Origin of the sequence: Massilia sp. CT11-137 (assembly GCF_047302885.1) — a bacterium.
GTDB lineage: Bacteria > Pseudomonadota > Gammaproteobacteria > Burkholderiales > Burkholderiaceae_D > Telluria > Telluria orientalis.
Genome location: NZ_JBKYMP010000002.1, coordinates 561,407 through 581,522, shown reverse-complemented (window position 1 = coordinate 581,522; position 20,116 = coordinate 561,407). Strand labels below are relative to the sequence as shown.

Sequence of the window (20,116 nt, the reverse complement as noted above, 5' to 3'; positions counted from 1 at the left end):
ATTTGAGCGAGCTGGACGATAAAGGGGTATCTCATGGCAGCGGCACGCAAAGGCAGTCAGGTCATCACGCACATGGCGATCGGTTTCGCGATCGCCTATGCGTTCACGGGGTCGATCGCGCTCGGCGGACTCGCCGTGCTGGTCGAACCCGTGCTGAACGTGCTGCTGCTGCCGTTCCACGAACGGGCGTGGGCGCGCCGCGTGCATGCGGCCAGCGGGCGGCGCCGCTACCTGCTGGCCAGCCTCGAAAAGATCAGCCAGGCGACGATGCACGGTGGCGTGGCGTTCGGCGTCCTGTACCTGGCCACCGGGTCGGTGGCCTTCGGCGGCATGGCGGCGCTGCTCGAGCCGGTCTGCAACGTGATCCTGATGCCGCTGCACGACCGGTTGTGGGACAACGCGATCGGCCGCGGCGTCGGTACGTCCCCAACCTGACAATCACTCCCCGGACGCGCCCTCGCGCAGCGCCTCGAGCGTCTGCCGGTCGAAGACCGTGCCGTTCTTCCGGTCGAACAGGCCGAAGCTGTTCCGACCGAGATCGCCCGTGTCCCAGTAAAACGGGATCATGCCGTTCTTCAGGGCGGTCTTGACGACGTACTTGTGATAGTAGGCGCGGCCGGCGAGGTGCCGCTCGAGATCGCCGCCCGTCAGTTGCGAGCGGCGGATCGCGCCGAATTCGCCGAGGAGGACGGGGATGCCCTTGTCCACGAACTGCGCCTTCATGCGGCCGAACAGGTCGTCGACCAGTGCCTCCTCGCCCGCGGTCGCATTATGGGCGGTGTCGGTCCTGGAGTGATACGCCGCGCCCCAGTAATAGGCTTGCTTGCCCCACGCTTCGTCCTTCGTCATCAGGGCGAAGTTGAACGGGGTATAGAAGTGGACTTCCGCCATCAGACGGCCTGGGACCGTATCGGTCGGCATGGCCGTCATCAGCTTGTTGGTCTTCTCGATGTCGGTGCTTGGCCCCTGGACCACCAGCACGCGGTAGGCGTTGCGGCCGCCGGTCGAGCGCACGGCATCGACGAAGGTCTGGTGGTACGACGCCAGGATGGCCATCTGGCCGGCGTCCTTGACGTCCGGTTCGTTGGCGCTGGCGAAGAGCACGCGGCCATCGAAGTCGCGCAGCAGCGTGGCGATCTGTTCCCAGTACGCCTTCTGTTTCGCGTTGACGGCGGCCTGCCTGTCGGCCGTGAAGTTCTCCTGGAGCCAGCCGCCGTCCCAGTGGATGTTCACCAGCACGACCATGTCGTTGTCGACGCAGTACTGCACCACCTGCTTCACACGGGCCAGCCAGGTGTCGCTGATCTTGCCCGTCCCCGGGTCGGCATACTGGTCCCACGCCACGGGGAGGCGGATGGCATCGAAGCCGCTCTGCCTGACCAGCCGGATCAGGCTGTTGCTGACGAGCGGATTGCCCCAGTTGGTCTCGCCGCCGATGGCTTCCATCGTATTCCCGACGTTCCAGCCCAGGCGCATCCTGCCCGCCATGTGCACCGCGTCGTCGCGCATGCCCGACATGTCGGCGGGCAGCGGGTTCGAATTGTAGCTGGGGTAGTGTACCGGTACCGGCGCAGGCGTCCGGGCGCGCAGCGCGGCGAGCGCCAACCCCAGCACCAGCAGCGCGGCGCAGGCAAGACCGATCTTCTTCATGAAACGATTCATTCCGTCTTCCCGAACATGGTCGGCGCTTATTTGCGCAGCAGCTCGGCGCCGAAGGGCTCGAGCCGCAGCGTGCCCTCCCACGCGCGGCCACCGAGCACGCCGGTGGCAGTACCGTCGAACTTCACGTCCTGCGGTTGCGTCGTCGTGTTGACGTACAGCGTGCGGCCATCGACCTCGCGGGCATAGACGCCTTCCGGTGTCGCGGGGCCCGGCTTGATGCCAAGTTCGCCGTACAGGCTGCGGTACAACGCCTGCATCACGGGGCGCTGCGCGGCCGTGGCGACGTAGATCGCCCTGCCCTTGCCGTAGCGGTTTTCGGTGATCGCGGGCGGCGCATCCGGCACGTTGGTCAGGCGCGCGACGACCTTCGCGGTGGACGGTTCCAGCACTTCGTAGAACTTCGTCGTCGTCTTCACGGTCTTGCCGTCGAAGCCGACGTCGAGCGGCGCGTCGGCGTTGTAGTACTCGCTGGTGCGCAGGCCGAACACGTCGCTGAGGCGGCCCGGCAGCGGGGTGTCGAACCACTGGCCCGTCTCGCTGACCTTCGCGGAGAACGCCGTCATCACGACGGTGCCGCCGTCCTGCACGTAGCGGCGCAGCGCGTCCGCACTCGCCTTGTCCATCAAGACGTCGGCCGCCACCACGACCATCTTGTAGCGCCGCAGGTCGTCATGGCCCACGTGGATGACGGCGGTGTCGATGTTATCGTTGAAGATGGGCGCGAACGCGTTGTGGAGCTGGTCCATGTACGGGATCGTGAAGTACTGGCGCATCGTGTTCGACGGCCCCGGCGGCGTGGAAGCATTACGGCTGTCGAACGAGTACGCGAACGCGACCTGCGGTTCCGTGTGGCGCGGGAAGCCCAGTGCCTGCAGCGTCTTGAACTCGCGGGCGATCGTGCCGAATTCCCACAGCTTCCACGACGGCTTGCTGTCGTGGTCGAGAAGGCCCATCAACGCCTGCTCCTCGCCGCCGAGGTGGGAATTGTACGTCCATGCCATCACGGATTGGGCGCCGAGCAGCAGGCCGAAGTGAGCCCACATGCGCGAGCGCCCTTTCGTGCCGTAGTAGCCCGGGCCGCCGGCGGTGAATTCGTTGAACCAGATCGGCGTATCCAGGCCAGCCTTCATCATCAATGCTTCAAAGCCGGATCCGACCGGCTCGCCCGGATAAAAGCCCATCGCACCGTAATGCGCATACTGGCGATACGTCGACAGATAGTCGAAGCCCTTGCGCCCGGCGCTGTCCCACAGGTTCGAGATCGCCGGCTTGTCCGGCGCATACTTCACGCGGACGGCTTCGAGGTCCTTCAGCACGGCGATCGTGTTGTCGGACCAGAAGCGGCGCAGGTCGAGGTTGCGCTCGGCCGGGCCGGGACCGTCCGCATACGGCAGCTCCACTTCGTCCCACGACGACAGGTGGCGCGACCAGCGCTGGGTCGCCCACGCCTGGTTCAGCGCATCCAGCGTACCGTATTTTCGTTTGAGCCAGGCGACGAAGCGGGTCCGGTCGGCCTTCGAATAGGACATGAACGTGTTGCCGATCTCGTTGTCGAAGCCGATCGCGATCACGGCCGGATGCTTGCCGTAGCGCTGCGTCAGCTTCTCGGCCAGACGGACGGCGTGACGGCGGTAATCCGGATCGCTGATGTCGAGCATGTAGCGCTCGGCCGGCTGCACGGTCGCGCCCTGTGCATTCACGAGGTTCACGCCGGGGTATTTGCGATGCAGCCACAGGGGCGCCGGCGTGCCGGGAATATCCACGATCACCTTGATGCCGTTCGCCTGCATGGCGTCGACGATGCGGTCGAATTCCTCGAATTTGAACTTGCCGTCTTCGGGTTCGAAGTAATCCCAGGACAGGTCGCCCATCCGGACGACGTTGAACCCGGCCTTCTTCATCAGGGCGATGTCGCGCTGGATCTGGTCGGGCGTGCGGTCGACGGGCTGGTAGCATGTCCCGACGAACAGTTGTCCCGGGCCGGGCCAGCCCACGGGGGCGGCGAGCGGGAGCGAGGCAGGCCCGGCCAGCGTGGCCAGGGCGAAGGCGATCTTTGCAATGAGTTTCATTTTGGATCTTTGAAGGTTTCTCGACCACAAAAGAATAAAGGTGCCCGGCGGCGCCTCGCTAACGCCAATGCGGAAGATTTAGCAAAAAATGCAGGATTTGTTATGAGTCGTGCTGCTCCTGCTGCGCGGCGCTCGCCACGCTCTTGAAAACCTTGGGCGTGCAGCCGTATTCTTCCTTGAACAGCTTGTTGAAATACGAGACGTTGGCGTAACCGACGGAGTAGGCGACCTCGGCCACGGTCACGGCCGGCGCCTCGGTGAGCAGCCGGGCCGATTCCGTCAGCCGCAGTTTTTTCAGGTAGGCCGTGAACGTCATGCCGAGTTCCGCCTTCAGTACTTCATTGACCTTGTTGCGGTTGGCGCCCGTTCCCGCGACGACGCGGTCCAGGTCCAGGTCGGGATTCGTGTAATTCGTCGCGATGAAACGCAGGACGGCCGCTTTTTCCTTGTCCTTGAACGGTTCGAGCGTCAGCTGCCGATAGGCGACGAGCGGCAAATCCTTCCTGAGCTTGCTGTCCAGGCTGGCCGCCAGTTCGCGCGCATGGGCCCGGAAAAACCAGAACGCGAACGCGCACCAACTGCCCACGAGGACGATCGCCAGCGCGACGAGATAGCGATAATCGCGACCATGCAACGTGACATGACTGATTTCCACGCGGCTGTCGCGGTCGCGCGGGGTCTGCTGGCTGACACCGAAGACGAATTTCGCCACCTGGGTCAGTTGATAAGACTGGTGCGACAGGTCGAGATGCATCCTGTCGTACCACCACTGGGGGATGGTCAGCCGCGTCAGGTCCAGCGATACGGGCGTACCCCGCTCATTGCAGGAGAAAAACGTGAGCGGCGACGGGTAGGTCAGGTAGTCGCCCGGCTTCGAGATGGCCGCGTCGAATGTCGGCAGGGCGAATATGAGGGCATTCATCGGATTGCATTTGGCCGTGAACGTGATGGTGTCGAATCTCGACAAATCCACCGGCACGGCATTGCCCTCGCCGTCCTCGAACAACATGTCGGCCGAGACGAACGGATACGTCGTCGCCCGCGTGAGCCGGAAGTCGAAACGAAGCGATCGCTGGGCGGTCTCGATGACGCGTATGGTCGAGGTACCGCCCTCCGGCGCGTCCGTCTTCGTGACCGGGCGCCAGTACAGGCCCCCGCCTCCCGGCGGCATCAGCGCGGCGGATGGATAACTTTGGTACACGCACAGGCAGGCGATCAAAGCGTCCGCGACCAGCAACAAAAGGAGCGCATAAAGCGCTTTTTTATAGAAATTTTGCATCTTGGCTACATCGGGTGTCTCGTCAAGGAAGCTTAACGCCACCAGGCTTCAATATCGTATCAACGCTGCAGTTTTTTCTATGACGATGCGAAAATTTTCGTTTGCGAGGCTGAATTTGATATCCATTGTGGACAGCTGAAAAGCAAAAAGCCCGCTCAGTGCATACTGAGCGGGCTTCTGCATATAACTAGCCTGACGATAACCTACTTTCACACTGGTTGCAGCACTATCATCGGCGCAGAGTCTTTTCACGGTCCTGTTCGGGATGGGAAGGGGTGGTACAGACTTGCTATGGTCATCAGGCATAACTTGTACGAGTGCCGCTTGCATAGTGCATGCGTCACTCTGAATCCGGAAGAAGCAGTTTTCGTAATCTGTTGTCTCAACAAACAGCTGAACCCTTGCATTGGCAATGACTGCCAAGGTTATAGGGACAAGCCGTACGGGCAATTAGTATCAGTTAGCTTAATGCATTACTGCACTTCCACACCTGACCTATCAACGTCCTGGTCTCGAACGACCCTTCAAGGAGCTCAAGGCTCCGGGAAATCTCATCTCAAGGCGAGTTTCCCGCTTAGATGCTTTCAGCGGTTATCTCTTCCGAACTTAGCTACCCGGCAATGCCACTGGCGTGACAACCGGTACACCAGAGGTTCGTCCACTCCGGTCCTCTCGTACTAGGAGCAGCCCCCTTCAAATTTCCAACGCCCACGGCAGATAGGGACCAAACTGTCTCACGACGTTTTAAACCCAGCTCACGTACCACTTTAAATGGCGAACAGCCATACCCTTGGGACCGGCTACAGCCCCAGGATGTGATGAGCCGACATCGAGGTGCCAAACTCCCCCGTCGATATGAACTCTTGGGAGGAATCAGCCTGTTATCCCCAGAGTACCTTTTATCCGTTGAGCGATGGCCCTTCCATACAGAACCACCGGATCACTATGTCCTACTTTCGTACCTGCTCGACTTGTCGGTCTCGCAGTTAAGCACGCTTATGCCATTGCACTATTAGCACGATGTCCGACCGTACCTAGCGTACCTTCGAACTCCTCCGTTACACTTTAGGAGGAGACCGCCCCAGTCAAACTGCCTACCATGCACTGTCCCCGACCCGGATCACGGGCCAAGGTTAGAACCTCAAACGAACCAGGGTGGTATTTCAAGGTTGGCTCCACGAGAACTGGCGTCCCCGCTTCAAAGCCTCCCACCTATCCTACACAGATTGGTTCAAAGTCCAATGCAAAGCTACAGTAAAGGTTCATGGGGTCTTTCCGTCTAGCCGCGGGTAGATTGCATCATCACAAACATTTCAACTTCGCTGAGTCTCGGGAGGAGACAGTGTGGCCATCGTTACGCCATTCGTGCAGGTCGGAACTTACCCGACAAGGAATTTCGCTACCTTAGGACCGTTATAGTTACGGCCGCCGTTTACTGGGACTTCAATCAAGAGCTTGCACCCCATCATTTAATCTTCCAGCACCGGGCAGGCGTCACACCCTATACGTCCACTTTCGTGTTTGCAGAGTGCTGTGTTTTTATTAAACAGTCGCAGCCACCAGTTTATTGCAACCCTTTCACCCTCATGGAGTAAACCATTCAAGCTACCGGGGCGTACCTTATCCCGAAGTTACGGTACCAATTTGCCGAGTTCCTTCTCCCGAGTTCTCTCAAGCGCCTTAGAATACTCATCTCGCCCACCTGTGTCGGTTTGCGGTACGGTCTCGTATGACTGAAGCTTAGAGGCTTTTCTTGGAACCACTTCCGATTGCTTCGTGTCACAAGGACACACGTCTCGACCCCTTGAATTACGCGCCCGGATTTGCCTAAGCGCCTTCTATGAGTCAAGAACCAACTATTCCAACAGTTGGACAACCTTCCGCGATCCGTCCCCCCATCGCATCATACGACGGTGCAGGAATATTAACCTGCTTCCCATCAGCTACGCATCTCTGCCTCGCCTTAGGGGCCGACTCACCCTGCTCCGATGAACGTTGAACAGGAAACCTTGGGCTTTCGGCGAGAGGGCTTTTCACCCTCTTTATCGCTACTCATGTCAGCATTCGCACTTCCGATACCTCCAGCATCCTTTACAAGACACCTTCTCAGGCTTACGGAACGCTCTCCTACCATATGTGCAAGCACATATCCGCAGCTTCGGTGACTGGCTTAGCCCCGTTACATCTTCCGCGCAGGACGACTCGATCAGTGAGCTATTACGCTTTCTTTAAATGATGGCTGCTTCTAAGCCAACATCCTGACTGTTTTAGCCTTCCCACTTCGTTTTCCACTTAGCCAATCTTTGGGACCTTAGCTGGCGGTCTGGGTTGTTTCCCTCTTGACGCCGGACGTTAGCACCCGACGTCTGTCTCCCAAGCTCGCACTCATCGGTATTCGGAGTTTGCAATGGTTTGGTAAGTCGCAATGACCCCCTAGCCATAACAGTGCTCTACCCCCGATGGTGATACTTGAGGCACTACCTAAATAGTTTTCGGAGAGAACCAGCTATTTCCAGGTTTGTTTAGCCTTTCACCCCTACCCACAGCTCATCCCCTAATTTTTCAACATTAGTGGGTTCGGACCTCCAGGGCGTGTTACCGCACCTTCATCCTGGCCATGGGTAGATCACCTGGTTTCGGGTCTACACCCAGCGACTGTCGCCCTGTTCGGACTCGATTTCTCTACGGCTCCCCTATTCGGTTAACCTCGCCACTGAATGTAAGTCGCTGACCCATTATACAAAAGGTACGCCGTCACCCCACGAAGAGGCTCCGACTGTTTGTATGCACACGGTTTCAGGATCTATTTCACTCCCCTCCCGGGGTTCTTTTCGCCTTTCCCTCACGGTACTGGTTCACTATCGGTCGATTACGAGTATTTAGCCTTGGAGGATGGTCCCCCCATCTTCAGACAGGATTTCTCGTGTCCCGCCCTACTTGTCGTACGCTTAGTACCACCGTTCGAATTTCGTGTAAGGGGCTATCACCCTCTATGGCCAGCATTTCCAGGCTGTTCCACTATTCGATCGACTATCACGTACAAGGCTCATCCCATTTCGCTCGCCACTACTTTGGGAATCTCGGTTGATTTCTTTTCCTGCAGCTACTTAGATGTTTCAGTTCGCCGCGTTCGCTTTGCATACCTATGTATTCAGTATGCAATGACCTAAAAGGCCGGGTTTCCCCATTCGGAAATCTGCGGATCAAAGTGTGTTTGCTCACTCCCCGCAGCTTATCGCAAGCTACTACGTCCTTCGTCGCCTGTAATCGCCAAGGCATCCACCATGTGCACTTATTCACTTGTCCCTATAACGTTGGCCCCTGCATGAGTATCAGGGAACGTCATAACAACAAGAGTTCAGCTGTGTTGTTTGTTGATACATACAGATTTTCTACCCTAAGTGTGCATCTGATCGTTAGACCAGCTACACGCTTAAAGAAAACTTTACTTCTTCCAGATTGTTAAAGAACGAGAACTACACTTATCTAAACCACGCAGGCTTACATAAATGCAGTGAACAGAGAGTGGTGGAGGATGACGGGATCGAACCGACGACCCCCTGCTTGCAAAGCAGGTGCTCTCCCAGCTGAGCTAATCCCCCGACGCATAACGTGGTAGGGCTGGTTGGACTCGAACCAACGACCCCCGCGTTATCAACACGGTGCTCTAACCAGCTGAGCTACAGCCCCGAAAACTCTTCTCGTTTAACTTTGAACAGTCGATAAGCGTAGGCGCTTGATGATGGAGCGTTAGCTCCCGTGCCACTCTAGAAAGGAGGTGATCCAGCCGCACCTTCCGATACGGCTACCTTGTTACGACTTCACCCCAGTCACGAATCCTACCGTGGTAAGCGCCCTCCTTGCGGTTAAGCTACCTACTTCTGGTAAAACCCGCTCCCATGGTGTGACGGGCGGTGTGTACAAGACCCGGGAACGTATTCACCGCGGCATGCTGATCCGCGATTACTAGCGATTCCAACTTCACGCAGTCGAGTTGCAGACTGCGATCCGGACTACGATACACTTTCTGGGATTAGCTCCCCCTCGCGGGTTGGCGGCCCTCTGTATGTACCATTGTATGACGTGTGAAGCCCTACCCATAAGGGCCATGAGGACTTGACGTCATCCCCACCTTCCTCCGGTTTGTCACCGGCAGTCTCATTAGAGTGCCCTTTCGTAGCAACTAATGACAAGGGTTGCGCTCGTTGCGGGACTTAACCCAACATCTCACGACACGAGCTGACGACAGCCATGCAGCACCTGTGTTCAGGCTCCCTTTCGGGCACCCTCCAATCTCTCGGAGGTTCCTGACATGTCAAGGGTAGGTAAGGTTTTTCGCGTTGCATCGAATTAATCCACATCATCCACCGCTTGTGCGGGTCCCCGTCAATTCCTTTGAGTTTTAATCTTGCGACCGTACTCCCCAGGCGGTCTACTTCACGCGTTAGCTGCGTTACCAAGTCAATTAAGACCCGACAACTAGTAGACATCGTTTAGGGCGTGGACTACCAGGGTATCTAATCCTGTTTGCTCCCCACGCTTTCGTGCATGAGCGTCAATCTTGACCCAGGGGGCTGCCTTCGCCATCGGTGTTCCTCCACATCTCTACGCATTTCACTGCTACACGTGGAATTCTACCCCCCTCTGCCAGATTCAAGCCTTGCAGTCTCCATCGCAATTCCCAGGTTAAGCCCGGGGCTTTCACGACAGACTTACAAAACCGCCTGCGCACGCTTTACGCCCAGTAATTCCGATTAACGCTTGCACCCTACGTATTACCGCGGCTGCTGGCACGTAGTTAGCCGGTGCTTATTCTTCAGGTACCGTCATTAGCCCAGGATATTAGCCTGAGCCGTTTCTTCCCTGACAAAAGAGCTTTACAACCCGAAGGCCTTCTTCACTCACGCGGCATTGCTGGATCAGGCTTGCGCCCATTGTCCAAAATTCCCCACTGCTGCCTCCCGTAGGAGTCTGGGCCGTGTCTCAGTCCCAGTGTGGCTGGTCGTCCTCTCAGACCAGCTACTGATCGTCGCCTTGGTGAGCCTTTACCTCACCAACTAGCTAATCAGATATCGGCCGCTCCAGGAGCATGAGGCCCGAAGGTCCCCCACTTTCATCCTTGGATCGTATGCGGTATTAGCGTAACTTTCGCTACGTTATCCCCCACTCTTGGGTACGTTCCGATATATTACTCACCCGTTCGCCACTCGCCGCCAGGTTGCCCCGCGCTGCCGTTCGACTTGCATGTGTAAAGCATGCCGCCAGCGTTCAATCTGAGCCAGGATCAAACTCTTCAGTTTAATCTCTGTTTTTGCTACTTTCGTAGCATGTCGCTCACTCAAAATACTGACCGTCACTCATTGCTGAGCAACGTATTTCTTTTGCGTGAACATTTGATAATTTAAGCATTCAGTATCACCGAAGCGATACTGGCACCTCATCAAACGCCCACACTTATCGACTGTTGATTGTTAAAGAGCTGTATTCGGTACTGCCTTGCTGCGCTTGCGAATCGTTTTGTTCGTCAGCAGCAGAGAAGTGAGATTATGCAGTGCTTCGCTTAACTCGTCAACCCCTCGCTGTTTCTGCAACACACTGAATTCGTTCGATTTCATGCGCTGCAGAAGCAGGACGCGAACTATAGCAAACCCGCCCGCATCCGTGCAAGGGGTGTTGGGAATTACATACCCTCGAAATTCGGCTTGCGCTTCTCCAGGAACGCCGCCATCCCCTCCTTCTGCGCCGGCGTACCGAAGCCCGCATGGAAGAAGCGGCGCTCATAACGTACGCCTTCGGTCAGGGTCGTCTCGAACGCGCGGTTGACCGCATCCTTGATCTGCATGGCCACCGACACCGGCATCGCGGCGATCGTCTCCGCCACTTCCAGCGCCACCGTCATCACGAGGTCGGCCGGCACGACGCGGGACACGAGACCCGTGCGCTCAGCTTCCGCCGCGTCGATCATGCGCGCCGTCAGCAGCATGTCCATGGCTTTCGACTTGCCGATCGCGCGCGGGAGGCGCTGCGTACCGCCCGCGCCCGGGGTCACGCCGACCTTGATCTCCGGCTGGCCGAACTTGGCCGTCTCCGACGCGATCAGGAAGTCGCACATCATCGCCAGTTCGCAGCCGCCACCCAGCGCATAGCCGGCGACGACGCCGATCACCGGCTTGCGCACATTGAGGATGTGTTCCCAGTTGCGGCCGATGTAATTACCCGGATACGTATCGGCATACGTGTAATTGGCCATCGCGGCGATGTCGGCGCCCGCGGCGAACACCTTGTCGCTGCCGGTCAGGATGATGACGTTGACGGCCGGATCGGCGTCGAATTTGTAGAGCGCGTCGCCCAGCTCGTTCATCATGTTGTCGTTGAGGGCGTTCAGCGCCTTCGGACGGTTCAGGCGGATCACGACCACCTTGTCGTGGTGTTCGATCAGCAGGTCAGAATATTCCATGGGACACCCCTTAATAAGATGAGCCCAGATTGTAGCGCCTGAACGACGCATGTGACGTATACGGCAATCATGCGTTTGTTATCATCTACCCGTGCCCCCTCTCTCCCTCCTCAGCCGCCTGTCGACCGACCGCCAGCTGCGCAACGCCGACTTTCGCCGTTTCTGGTTCAGCAGCACGCTGACCAACTTCGGCGCCCAGATCACGCTGCTGGCCCTCCCGATCTGCGCGGCCCTGCTGCTGCACGCGACGCCAGCCCAGATGGGTACCCTGGCCGCCGTCGGCTCCCTGCCGTTCCTGCTGTTCTCGCTGCCGACGGGCGTCCTGCTCGACCGCAGCCGGCGCCTGCCCGTCATGCTGGCCAGCGATGCGATGGTCGCGCTGAGCCTCGCCAGCGTGCCGTTCGCGTGGTGGCAGGGGTGGCTCAGCGTGCACTGGCTGTACGCCGTGCAGTTCATGTTGGGGACGGGATTCGTCGTGGGCGGCAGCGCGGAGCAGATCTTCCTGACGTTCCTCGTGGGCCGCGATGGCCTCATCGATGCGCAATCGAAGCTGGGCGCGACCGAATCCGCCTCGCGCCTGCTCGGTCCCGGCATCGCGGGCCTGCTCGTGCAGGCACTGGGGGCGCCTGTCGCGATCCTGTGCAACGTGGCCGGCTTTACGGTCTCGCTGTGGAATCTGCGCCGGATCCGCACGCGCGAGCCGCAACCGCAGCCGCCCCAATCGCACGTACTGCGCGACGTGGCCGAAGGATTGAAATTCGTGTGGAGCCAGCCGGTGCTGCGCCTGCTGGCGTGGACGTCCGCCTGCTGGCACCTGCTGTTCTATGGCTACACGGCGCTGTACGTGCTGTTCGCCACGCGCGTGCTGGGGATGTCGCCGGGCCTGATGGGCACCTCGCAGATGCTGGGCGGCGCCGGCGTCTTGTTGAGCTCTCTGCTATTGAAACCGCTGACGCGCCGCTTCGGCTCCGGCGGCGCCATCGCCACGGGCCTGTGCATCTCGTGCCTCGGCTTCATGCTGATGCCGACGATCCCGCGCGACCTGCTGGGCAGCCGCGCCGCCACGGCGGCCGCCTATGCCGGCGTCGTGTTCTGCCTCGATTGCGGCGGCACCCTGTTCTTCCTGCCCTATCTCGCGCTGCGCCAGCGCGTCACGCCCGATGCGCTGCTGGGGCGGATGACGTCGACGATGCGCTTCATGACGGTGGCCGTGGCGCCCATCGGCGCGGCCGGTGCCGGTGCGCTGGCCGAGCGGCTCGGCGTGCGCGGCGGCCTGACGGTCGTCGCGGCGGGCGCCCTGCTGCTGACGTTCACCACGCTGTTCGGCACCCGCCTGCACCGGATACGGCAATAAGCCTCAGTTACCCGGTCGCGGCAGCAGCGCCCAGATCTGCCCGCGCTGCTTCATGCGGCCCGCGTTGTCGGCCGCCTGGCCGCCGAAGCCGAAGAAGAAGTCCGCGCGCACGGCGCCCTTGATGGCGCCGCCCGTGTCCTGCGCCATCACGAGGCGCCGCAGCGGCACGTCGCCCGCCGGTTCCGTCGTCGACAGGAACAGCGGCGCGCCGAGCGGGATGAAGGCCGGGTCGACGGCGACGGAGCGCGTGGGCGTCAACGGCACGCCCAGGGCGCCCTTCGGGCCGACGTTCGGATCGGGCAGGCGCTCCTCGCGGAAGAACACGTAGCTCGGGTTGACGTTGAGGAGTTCCTGGCGACGCTCCGGATGCGCGGCGATCCACGCCTTGATGCCCTGCGCCGTCGCCTCGCCCGGCGCCAACTCTCCCTGGTCGATCAGCCAGCGGCCGATCGCCTTGTACGGATGGCCGTTCTGGTCGGCGTAGGCGATGCGCACGGTGTCGCCGTCGTCCAGCTGCACGCGGCCGGAGCCCTGCACTTCGAGGAAGAACGCCTCCACGGGATCGTCGACCCACACCAGTTCCTTGCCCGGGATGCGCGCGCGCTCGATGTCGGCGCGCGTGGCGTACGGGACGACGGTCTTGCCGACGAGGCGTCCGCGCAGCCGCATGCCCTTCAGGCTCGGGTAGACGCTCGCCAGGTTCACGGTGATCAGGTCGTCCGGTACTTTATAGAGAGGCGTCTGGTATGCGCCGCCGCGCTTGCGGGCGCCGCGCAGCATCGGCTCATAGTAGCCCGTGATCAGGCCCGCGTCCGCGCCGTCGGGCGTGCGCACGAGATTCGGCACGAAATACGTCTCGAAGAACTGGCGGATGGCCGTGCCGTCGTCGGGGTCGACCGATTTGCCGGCCGCGCACGGCGCCTTCCAGTCCGGCTTCGCGCCCAGCGCGCGGCAGGAAGCCTGGAACGCAGGCCAGGCCTGGCGCAGGTCGTCCTGCTGCCAGCCCGGCAACGCATCGAACGAGACCGGCGTGAACAGGGGCGCGGGCGGCGGCGGTTGTTGCGGCTGCGCCGGCGGCTGGGTCGGCGGCACCGGCACGGGCCCGACGGGCGGCGGCAGCCTGACCGGCGGCTGCGGGGGCGGCGTCGTGGTACATGCCGCCAGCAAGGCGACGAGGGTCAATAAAGCGGGTACACTGCGGCGTGTCGAAAACATATGGGATGACAACGGAATGTGGATGCTGATGTTGGAGGCCGGCGTGGCCTTGTTCCTGCTGGTGTTCATCGTCTGGTGGACGATGTTCTCGGGCCGCAAGCCCGAGCAGAAGCCGTCCTCGACCAGGAAGAACGATACGCCCGAGATCTGATCAGTGCAATGCGTGCGGCAGCGACAGCACGAATTCGGGAATCTTGACTTCGAAACGGTGGCCGTCCTCGGCGACGAAGAAATACTCGCCGACCATCGAACCCTGCGGCGTTTCCATCTGGGTGCCGCTCGTGTATTCGAATTGCTCGCCCGGCTGCAGCAGCGGCTGGTGGCCGACGACGCCCAGGCCCCGCACTTCCTGCACCTTGTTGTTGGCGTCCGTGATCACCCAGTGACGCGAGATCAGCTGGGCCGCCACGGTGCCCGTGTTCCTGATCGTGATCGTGTAGGTGAACACGTGCTGCGTCCGCTCCGGGTGGGATTGCTCCGGCAGGTATTGGGTCCTGACGGTGATCTCGAAATCGTAGGCGGGCATGGTGTTCCTTGTTGAAATGGCAAAAGAGCGCTTGGCCCACATGATACAACGTCGGCCGAAAGCACGGCGTCGGCGTACAATGCTGGCTTTGTCTTAAGCAACCCCGGCCCATCATGACCTACCGCATCGCTCCCAGCATCCTGTCCGCCGACTTCGCCCGCCTGGGCGAGGAAGTGCGCAATGTCGTCGCCGCCGGCGCCGACATCATCCACTTCGACGTGATGGACAACCATTATGTTCCCAACCTGACGATCGGCCCGCTGGTATGCCAGGCCATCCGTCCGCACGTGCAGGTGCCGATCGACGTCCACCTGATGGTCAAGCCGGTCGACCGCATCATTCCCGATTTCGCCAAGGCCGGTGCCGACATCATCACCTTCCACCCGGAAGCGTCGGAACACATCGACCGCACGCTGCAGCTCATCCGCGACAACGGCTGCAAGGCCGGCCTCGTGTTCAACCCGGGCACCCCGCTGCACCACCTGGAACACGTGATGGACAAGATCGACATGATCCTCATCATGTCCGTCAACCCGGGCTTCGGCGGCCAGTCGTTCATTCCGGAAGCGCTGAAGAAGATCGCGCTCGCGCGCCGCATGATCGATGAATCGGGCCGCGACATCCTGCTGGAGGTCGACGGCGGCATCAAGGCCGACAACATCGCCGCCGCAGCAGCAGCCGGCGCCGACACGTTCGTGGCCGGTTCCGCCATCTTCGGCAAGCCGGACTACAAGGCCGTCATCGACGCGATGCGCGCCGAACTGGCCACCGTCTCGAAAAAGGCCGCCTGATGAAAGCTGGCGCTGCGGCGATCCGGGCCGCCATCATCGACCTGGACGGCACGATGCTGCACACCGTGCCGGATTTCGAGCTTGCGCTGAACGGCATGCGCGCGGAATTCGGCCTGGCGCCGATCACCCAGCAGATCATCGAACCGATGGTCGGCAAGGGATCGGAAAAGCTGATCCGCGACGTGCTGGCCCGCGACTACGACACGGACCGCATCGACGCCGTGTTCGACGACGCGATGGCCGCCTACCAGCGCCACTACCTCGCCATCAACGGCGAACGCGCGACCTTGTATCCGCACGTGATCGAAGGCCTGCAGGCCCTGAAGGACCTGGGCCTGCGCCTCGCGTGCGTGACCAATAAACCCGTCGCGTTCACCCAGCCGCTCCTCGCGAAGAAGGGCCTCACGCCCTGGTTCGAGCTGGTCTACGGCGGCGACTCGTTCCCGCGCAAGAAGCCGGATCCGATGCCGCTGCTGCAGGTCTGCCGCGACTTCGACGTGGAGCCGGCGCGCGTGGTCGCGATCGGCGACTCCAGCAACGACGCCGAAGCCGCGCGCGCGGCCGGGTGTTTCGTGTTGTCGGTCCCGTATGGCTACAACCACGGAAAACCTGTGCAAAGTATTAATTCCGATGGTATAGTTGGTTCGCTACTTGAAGCGGCTGAACTGATCAGCGCTCATAACAAAGCCAACTCCTAAACCATCTACTCCATGTTTTTCGCCAAAAAACACATCGTCAACCCAACCGGTGCCCATGAGGCCTGGCTGTGGCGACGCTGGCAATCCTGGTCCATCTGACCCAAGCTGATTGCTGCCGGTGCACGCCCTGTGCACATAGATACCGGCAGGTTTTTTGAAGAAATCGCCGCCCGTTCCCCTTCCCTGCGGGCGGCCCGGAGAAAAGCATGACCGAACTCGAATTCAAATCGCTCGCCACGCAAGGCTATAACCGTATTCCCCTGATCGCGGAAGCATTTGCCGATCTCGAAACCCCGCTCACCTTGTATCTGAAGCTGGCCCAGAGCCAGGACGCCGGCAAGAACACCTTCCTGCTCGAGTCCGTGGTCGGCGGCGAGCGCTTCGGCCGCTACTCCTTCATCGGCCTGCCGGCCAGGACGCTGCTGCGCACGCGCGGCAATGTCACGACGGTCGAGAAGAACGGGGACGTCATCGAGACGCACGAAGGCAATCCGCTCGACTTCATCGAGGCCTATCAATCCCGCTTCAAGGTCGCGCTGCGCCCGGGCCTGCCCCGCTTCTGCGGCGGCCTGGCCGGCTACTTCGGCTACGACACCGTGCGCCACATCGAGAAGAAGCTGGCGCACACGGCGCCGCGCGACGAACTGGACCTGCCGGAAATCCAGCTGATGGTGACGGAAGAGCTGGCGGTGATCGACAACCTGTCGGGCAAACTGTATCTCATCGTATATGCCGATCCGTCCCAGCCCGAAGCCTACAACAAGGCCCGCCAGCGCCTGAAGGACTTGCGCGTGATGCTGCGCCGGAGCGTGGACGCGCCGGTGACGTCGAGCTCCGTACGGACCGAGGCCGTGCGCGACTTCAGCAAGGAAGACTACCTGAAGGCCGTCGCCGTCGCGAAGGAATACGTGATGGCGGGCGACCTGATGCAGGTGCAGATCGGCCAGCGCATCCGCAAGCCGTACGTGGATTCGCCGCTGTCGCTGTACCGTTCGCTGCGCTCGCTGAATCCGTCGCCGTACATGTACTACTACAACTTCGGCGACATGCAGATCGTGGGTTCGTCGCCCGAGATCCTGGTGCGCAACGAGAAGGACGCCGACGGCGGCCGCAAGGTGACGCTGCGCCCGATCGCCGGCACGCGCCCGCGCGGTTCGACGCCGGAACGCGACGCCGAACTGGCGCACGAACTGCTGAACGATCCGAAGGAAGTGGCGGAACACGTGATGCTGATCGACCTGGCGCGCAACGACATCGGCCGCATCGCCACGACCGGCAGCGTGAAAGTCACGGACCAGATGGTCATCGAGAAGTACTCGCACGTGCAGCACATCGTCTCCAACGTGGAAGGCACGCTCAAGGACGGCATGTCGAACCTGGACGTGCTGCGCGCCACCTTCCCGGCCGGCACGCTGACGGGTGCGCCGAAAGTGCGCGCGATGGAAATCATCGACGAACTCGAACCCGTGATGCGCGGCATCTACGGCGGCGCCTGCGGTTATCTCTCCTTCGGCGGCGAGATGGACGTGGCGATCGCGATCCGCACGGGCGTGATCAAGGACGGCAACCTGTACGTGCAGGCGTCGGCGGGCATCGTCGCGGATTCCATCCCCGAGATGGAATGGCTGGAAACGGAACACAAGGCGCGCGCCGTGCTGCGCGCGGCCGAGCAAGTGCAAGACGGACTGGATGGGGAGATCTGACATGCTGCTCATGATCGACAACTACGACTCGTTCACCTACAACATCGTGCAGTACTTCGGTGAGCTGGGCGAGGAAGTGCGCACCGTGCGCAACGACGAGATCACCCTCGAACAAATCGCGGACCTGGACCCGGACCGCATCTGCATCTCGCCGGGTCCGAAGTCGCCGAAGGATGCCGGCGTGTCGGTGGACGTGCTGCGCGAATTCAAGGGGAAGAAGCCGATCCTCGGCGTGTGCCTGGGCCACCAGGCCATCGGCGAAGCGTTCGGCGGCAAGATCATCCGCGCCAAGCAGGTCATGCACGGCAAGACGTCGAAGATCGCGCACATCGGCGAAGGCGTGTTCAAGGGCCTGCCGAGCCCCTTCACGGTGATCCGCTACCACTCGCTGGCGATCGAGCGCGCGTCGCTGCCGGCGTGCCTGGAAGTGACGGCGTGGACGGACGACGGCGAAATCATGGGCGTACGCCACAAGGAATTCGACATCGAGGGCGTGCAGTTCCACCCCGAGTCGATCCTGTCGGAGCACGGGCATGCGATGCTGAAGAACTTCCTCGAACGCACCGCCTAAGCAAGAACGACGTCGTTCCCGCGAAGGCGGGAACCCAAGTTGCTTGCACGCCGCACAGCAATTGGGCCCCCGCCTACGCGGGGGCGACGAGGTGTATATTCATACTGGACCTGCCATGATCACCCCACAAGAAGCCCTCCTCCGCTGCATCGAGCACCGTGAAATCTTCCACGACGAGATGCTGCACCTGTTCCGCCAGATCATGTCCGGCGAAATCTCGCCGACGATGGTCGCCGCGCTGACCATGGGCCTGCGCGTGAAGAAGGAAACCATCGGCGAAATCACCGCCGCGGCGCAGGTGATGCGCGAATTCTCCACCAAGGTCCCGATGGCCGACACGACGCACCTCGTCGACATCGTCGGCACCGGCGGCGACGGCGCGCACACTTTCAATATCTCGACCGCGTCGATGTTCGTCGCAGCCGCCGCGGGCGCGCGCGTCGCCAAGCACGGCGGGCGCAGTGTGTCGTCGTCGTCCGGCAGCGCGGACGTCATCGAATCGTTCGGCGCGCACATCGACCTGAAACCCGAGCAGATTGCCCAGTCGATCGCGCAGACGGGCATCGGCTTCATGTTCGCCCCGAACCACCACGCGGCCATGAAGAACGTGGCCGCCGTCCGGCGCGAGATGGGCGTGCGCAGCATCTTCAACATCCTCGGCCCGCTGACGAATCCGGCCGGCGCGCCGAACATCCTGATGGGCGTGTTCCACCCGGACCTCGTCGGCATCCAGGTGCGCGTGCTGCAGCGCCTCGGCGCCCAGCATGCGCTCGTCGTCTGGGGCCGCGACAACATGGACGAAGTCTCGCTCGGCGCCGGCACGATGGTCGGTGAACTCGTCAACGGCGAAATCCGCGAATACGAGATCCACCCGGAAGACTACGGCCTCGCGATGATCGCCAGCCGCAACCTGAAAGTGGCCGACGCCACCGAATCGAAGGCGCGCATCATGGAAGCGCTGCGCGGCGAACCGGGTCCGGCCCACGACATCGTGGCGCTGAACGCGGGCACGGCGTTGTACGCGGCCGGCGTGGCGGCGTCCATCGAGGACGGCCTGCTGCGCGCCCGCACCGCCATCGCGTCGGGCGCGGCGCTGGCGAAGCTCGACCAGTTCGTGAGCGTCACGCGCCAGCTCGGCGCGGCGAGCTGACATGTTCGGCATCCACGACCTCGCGCTGTTCGTCGTGTCCGGCCTGCTGCTGAACATCATGCCGGGGCCGGATTCGCTGCTCATCATGACGCGCAGCGCGACGCAGGGCTGGCGCGCCGGCAGCGCGGCGGCCCTCGGCATCGGCACGGGCACCTTCGTGCACATCTTCGCTGCGGCCCTCGGGCTGTCGGCGATCCTGGCCACGTCGGCCGCCGCGTTCACCGTCGTCAAGCTGCTTGGCGCCGCGTACATCCTGTACCTGGCTATCGGCATGCTGCTCAGCAAGCGCGGCGACGGTGCCGCCGCTCAGCCGCTCACCATCGCCCCGCTGCCCCTGCGCCGCATCTACGCGCAAGGCATCCTGACGAACGTGCTGAACCCGAAGGTGGCGCTGTTCTTCCTCGCCTTCGTCCCGCAATTCATCGACGCGAGCGCGCCGCACAAGGCGGCCGCCTTCCTGATCCTGGGCGCCATCTTCAACATCAACGGCATGTTGTGGTGCCATGCGCTGGCGCTGTTCACCGCGCAGGCACGCGCGCGCCTGAAACTGAATCCCGCCGTCGCGCAATGGCTCAACCGCGCCACCGGCGGCCTGTTCGTCTGGCTCGGCGTCAAGCTGGCGCTGGCGAAACAACACTGAA

The 20,116-nt window shown here is 61.5% G+C and carries 15 protein-coding genes, 2 tRNA genes and 3 rRNA genes; 9 read left to right on the top strand and 11 right to left on the bottom strand.

Annotated features, from left to right (window positions below):
• Positions 1-33: 33 nt before the first annotated feature.
• The gene (locus tag ACEN98_RS19340; RefSeq protein ID WP_413386520.1) at positions 34-435 is read left to right on the top strand and encodes a DUF2061 domain-containing protein; all 402 of its coding nucleotides are present in this window, start codon (positions 34-36) and stop codon (positions 433-435) included.
• 3 nt (positions 436-438) lie between these two features.
• On the opposite strand, the gene ACEN98_RS19335 is transcribed toward ACEN98_RS19340, so the two are convergent.
• The 9 genes from ACEN98_RS19335 to ACEN98_RS19295 form a co-directional block, all read right to left on the bottom strand.
• Positions 439-1,662, bottom strand: coding sequence for a glycoside hydrolase family 5 protein (locus ACEN98_RS19335; RefSeq protein WP_413386518.1), 1,224 nt, complete (start codon positions 1,660-1,662; stop codon positions 439-441).
• 26 nt (positions 1,663-1,688) lie between these two features.
• Entirely contained in the window at positions 1,689-3,731 is a 2,043-nt protein-coding gene (locus ACEN98_RS19330; RefSeq protein WP_413386516.1) for a beta-galactosidase, read from the bottom strand.
• Between the two features lie 100 nt (positions 3,732-3,831).
• The gene (locus ACEN98_RS19325; RefSeq protein WP_413386515.1) at positions 3,832-5,010 is read right to left on the bottom strand and encodes a helix-turn-helix domain-containing protein; all 1,179 of its coding nucleotides are present in this window, start codon (positions 5,008-5,010) and stop codon (positions 3,832-3,834) included.
• Between the two features lie 190 nt (positions 5,011-5,200).
• Positions 5,201-5,313: ribosomal RNA gene (gene rrf, locus ACEN98_RS19320) — 5S ribosomal RNA — on the bottom strand.
• Between the two features lie 126 nt (positions 5,314-5,439).
• Positions 5,440-8,316: ribosomal RNA gene (locus tag ACEN98_RS19315) — 23S ribosomal RNA — on the bottom strand.
• Positions 8,317-8,536: 220 nt separating this feature from the next.
• A tRNA-Ala gene (locus ACEN98_RS19310) sits at positions 8,537-8,612 on the bottom strand.
• Between the two features lie 11 nt (positions 8,613-8,623).
• Positions 8,624-8,700: transfer RNA gene (locus ACEN98_RS19305), tRNA-Ile, on the bottom strand.
• Positions 8,701-8,781: 81 nt separating this feature from the next.
• A 16S ribosomal RNA gene (locus ACEN98_RS19300) occupies positions 8,782-10,310 on the bottom strand.
• The 16S, 23S and 5S rRNA genes sit together here with 2 tRNA genes alongside, the layout of an rRNA operon.
• Before the next feature lie 380 nt (positions 10,311-10,690).
• Entirely contained in the window at positions 10,691-11,467 is a 777-nt protein-coding gene (locus tag ACEN98_RS19295) for an enoyl-CoA hydratase (protein WP_160406459.1), read from the bottom strand.
• 91 nt (positions 11,468-11,558) lie between these two features.
• On the opposite strand from ACEN98_RS19295, the gene ACEN98_RS19290 reads away from it, so the two are divergent.
• Positions 11,559-12,821 carry an MFS transporter gene (locus ACEN98_RS19290; RefSeq protein WP_413344705.1) on the top strand — a complete coding sequence of 421 codons (1,263 nt, stop codon included), beginning with the start codon at positions 11,559-11,561 and terminating at the stop codon, positions 12,819-12,821.
• A 3-nt stretch (positions 12,822-12,824) separates the two neighbouring features.
• Here ACEN98_RS19290 and ACEN98_RS19285 read toward each other — a convergent pair whose 3' ends face one another.
• Complete coding sequence (locus tag ACEN98_RS19285) at positions 12,825-14,036, bottom strand: murein transglycosylase A (RefSeq protein WP_413386514.1); 1,212 nt, start codon at positions 14,034-14,036, stop codon at positions 12,825-12,827.
• A gap of 22 nt (positions 14,037-14,058) precedes the next feature.
• Here ACEN98_RS19285 and ACEN98_RS19280 point away from each other — a divergent pair, with 22 nt between their 5' ends.
• On the top strand, positions 14,059-14,187 hold the full coding sequence (locus ACEN98_RS19280; protein ID WP_267873821.1) for a hypothetical protein: 129 nt from the start codon (positions 14,059-14,061) through the stop codon (positions 14,185-14,187).
• On the opposite strand, the gene apaG is transcribed toward ACEN98_RS19280, so the two are convergent.
• A complete protein-coding gene (gene apaG / locus ACEN98_RS19275) occupies positions 14,188-14,562 on the bottom strand; it encodes a Co2+/Mg2+ efflux protein ApaG (protein ID WP_413340250.1) in 375 nt (124 codons plus the stop codon). It abuts the gene before it with no gap.
• Positions 14,563-14,672: 110 nt separating this feature from the next.
• Between apaG and rpe the strand changes: the two genes are divergently transcribed.
• The 6 genes from rpe to ACEN98_RS19245 all read left to right on the top strand — a co-directional run bounded on the left by rpe (position 14,673) and on the right by ACEN98_RS19245 (position 20,115).
• Positions 14,673-15,353 carry a ribulose-phosphate 3-epimerase gene (rpe, locus tag ACEN98_RS19270; RefSeq protein WP_413340269.1) on the top strand — a complete coding sequence of 227 codons (681 nt, stop codon included), beginning with the start codon at positions 14,673-14,675 and terminating at the stop codon, positions 15,351-15,353.
• On the top strand, positions 15,353-16,051 hold the full coding sequence (locus ACEN98_RS19265) for a phosphoglycolate phosphatase (protein WP_413386513.1): 699 nt from the start codon (positions 15,353-15,355) through the stop codon (positions 16,049-16,051). Before rpe ends, ACEN98_RS19265 begins: the two co-directional genes overlap by 1 nt.
• A 206-nt stretch (positions 16,052-16,257) precedes the next feature.
• Positions 16,258-17,754, top strand: coding sequence for an anthranilate synthase component I (trpE, locus tag ACEN98_RS19260; RefSeq protein ID WP_413386511.1), 1,497 nt, complete (start codon positions 16,258-16,260; stop codon positions 17,752-17,754).
• 1 nt (position 17,755) lies between these two features.
• On the top strand, positions 17,756-18,325 hold the full coding sequence (locus tag ACEN98_RS19255; RefSeq protein ID WP_413386509.1) for an anthranilate synthase component II: 570 nt from the start codon (positions 17,756-17,758) through the stop codon (positions 18,323-18,325).
• 115 nt (positions 18,326-18,440) lie between these two features.
• The gene (gene trpD / locus ACEN98_RS19250; protein ID WP_413386507.1) at positions 18,441-19,475 is read left to right on the top strand and encodes an anthranilate phosphoribosyltransferase; all 1,035 of its coding nucleotides are present in this window, start codon (positions 18,441-18,443) and stop codon (positions 19,473-19,475) included.
• Between the two features lies 1 nt (position 19,476).
• A complete protein-coding gene (locus ACEN98_RS19245; protein WP_413386505.1) occupies positions 19,477-20,115 on the top strand; it encodes a LysE family translocator in 639 nt (212 codons plus the stop codon).
• The last annotated feature ends 1 nt before the right edge of the window (position 20,116 follow it).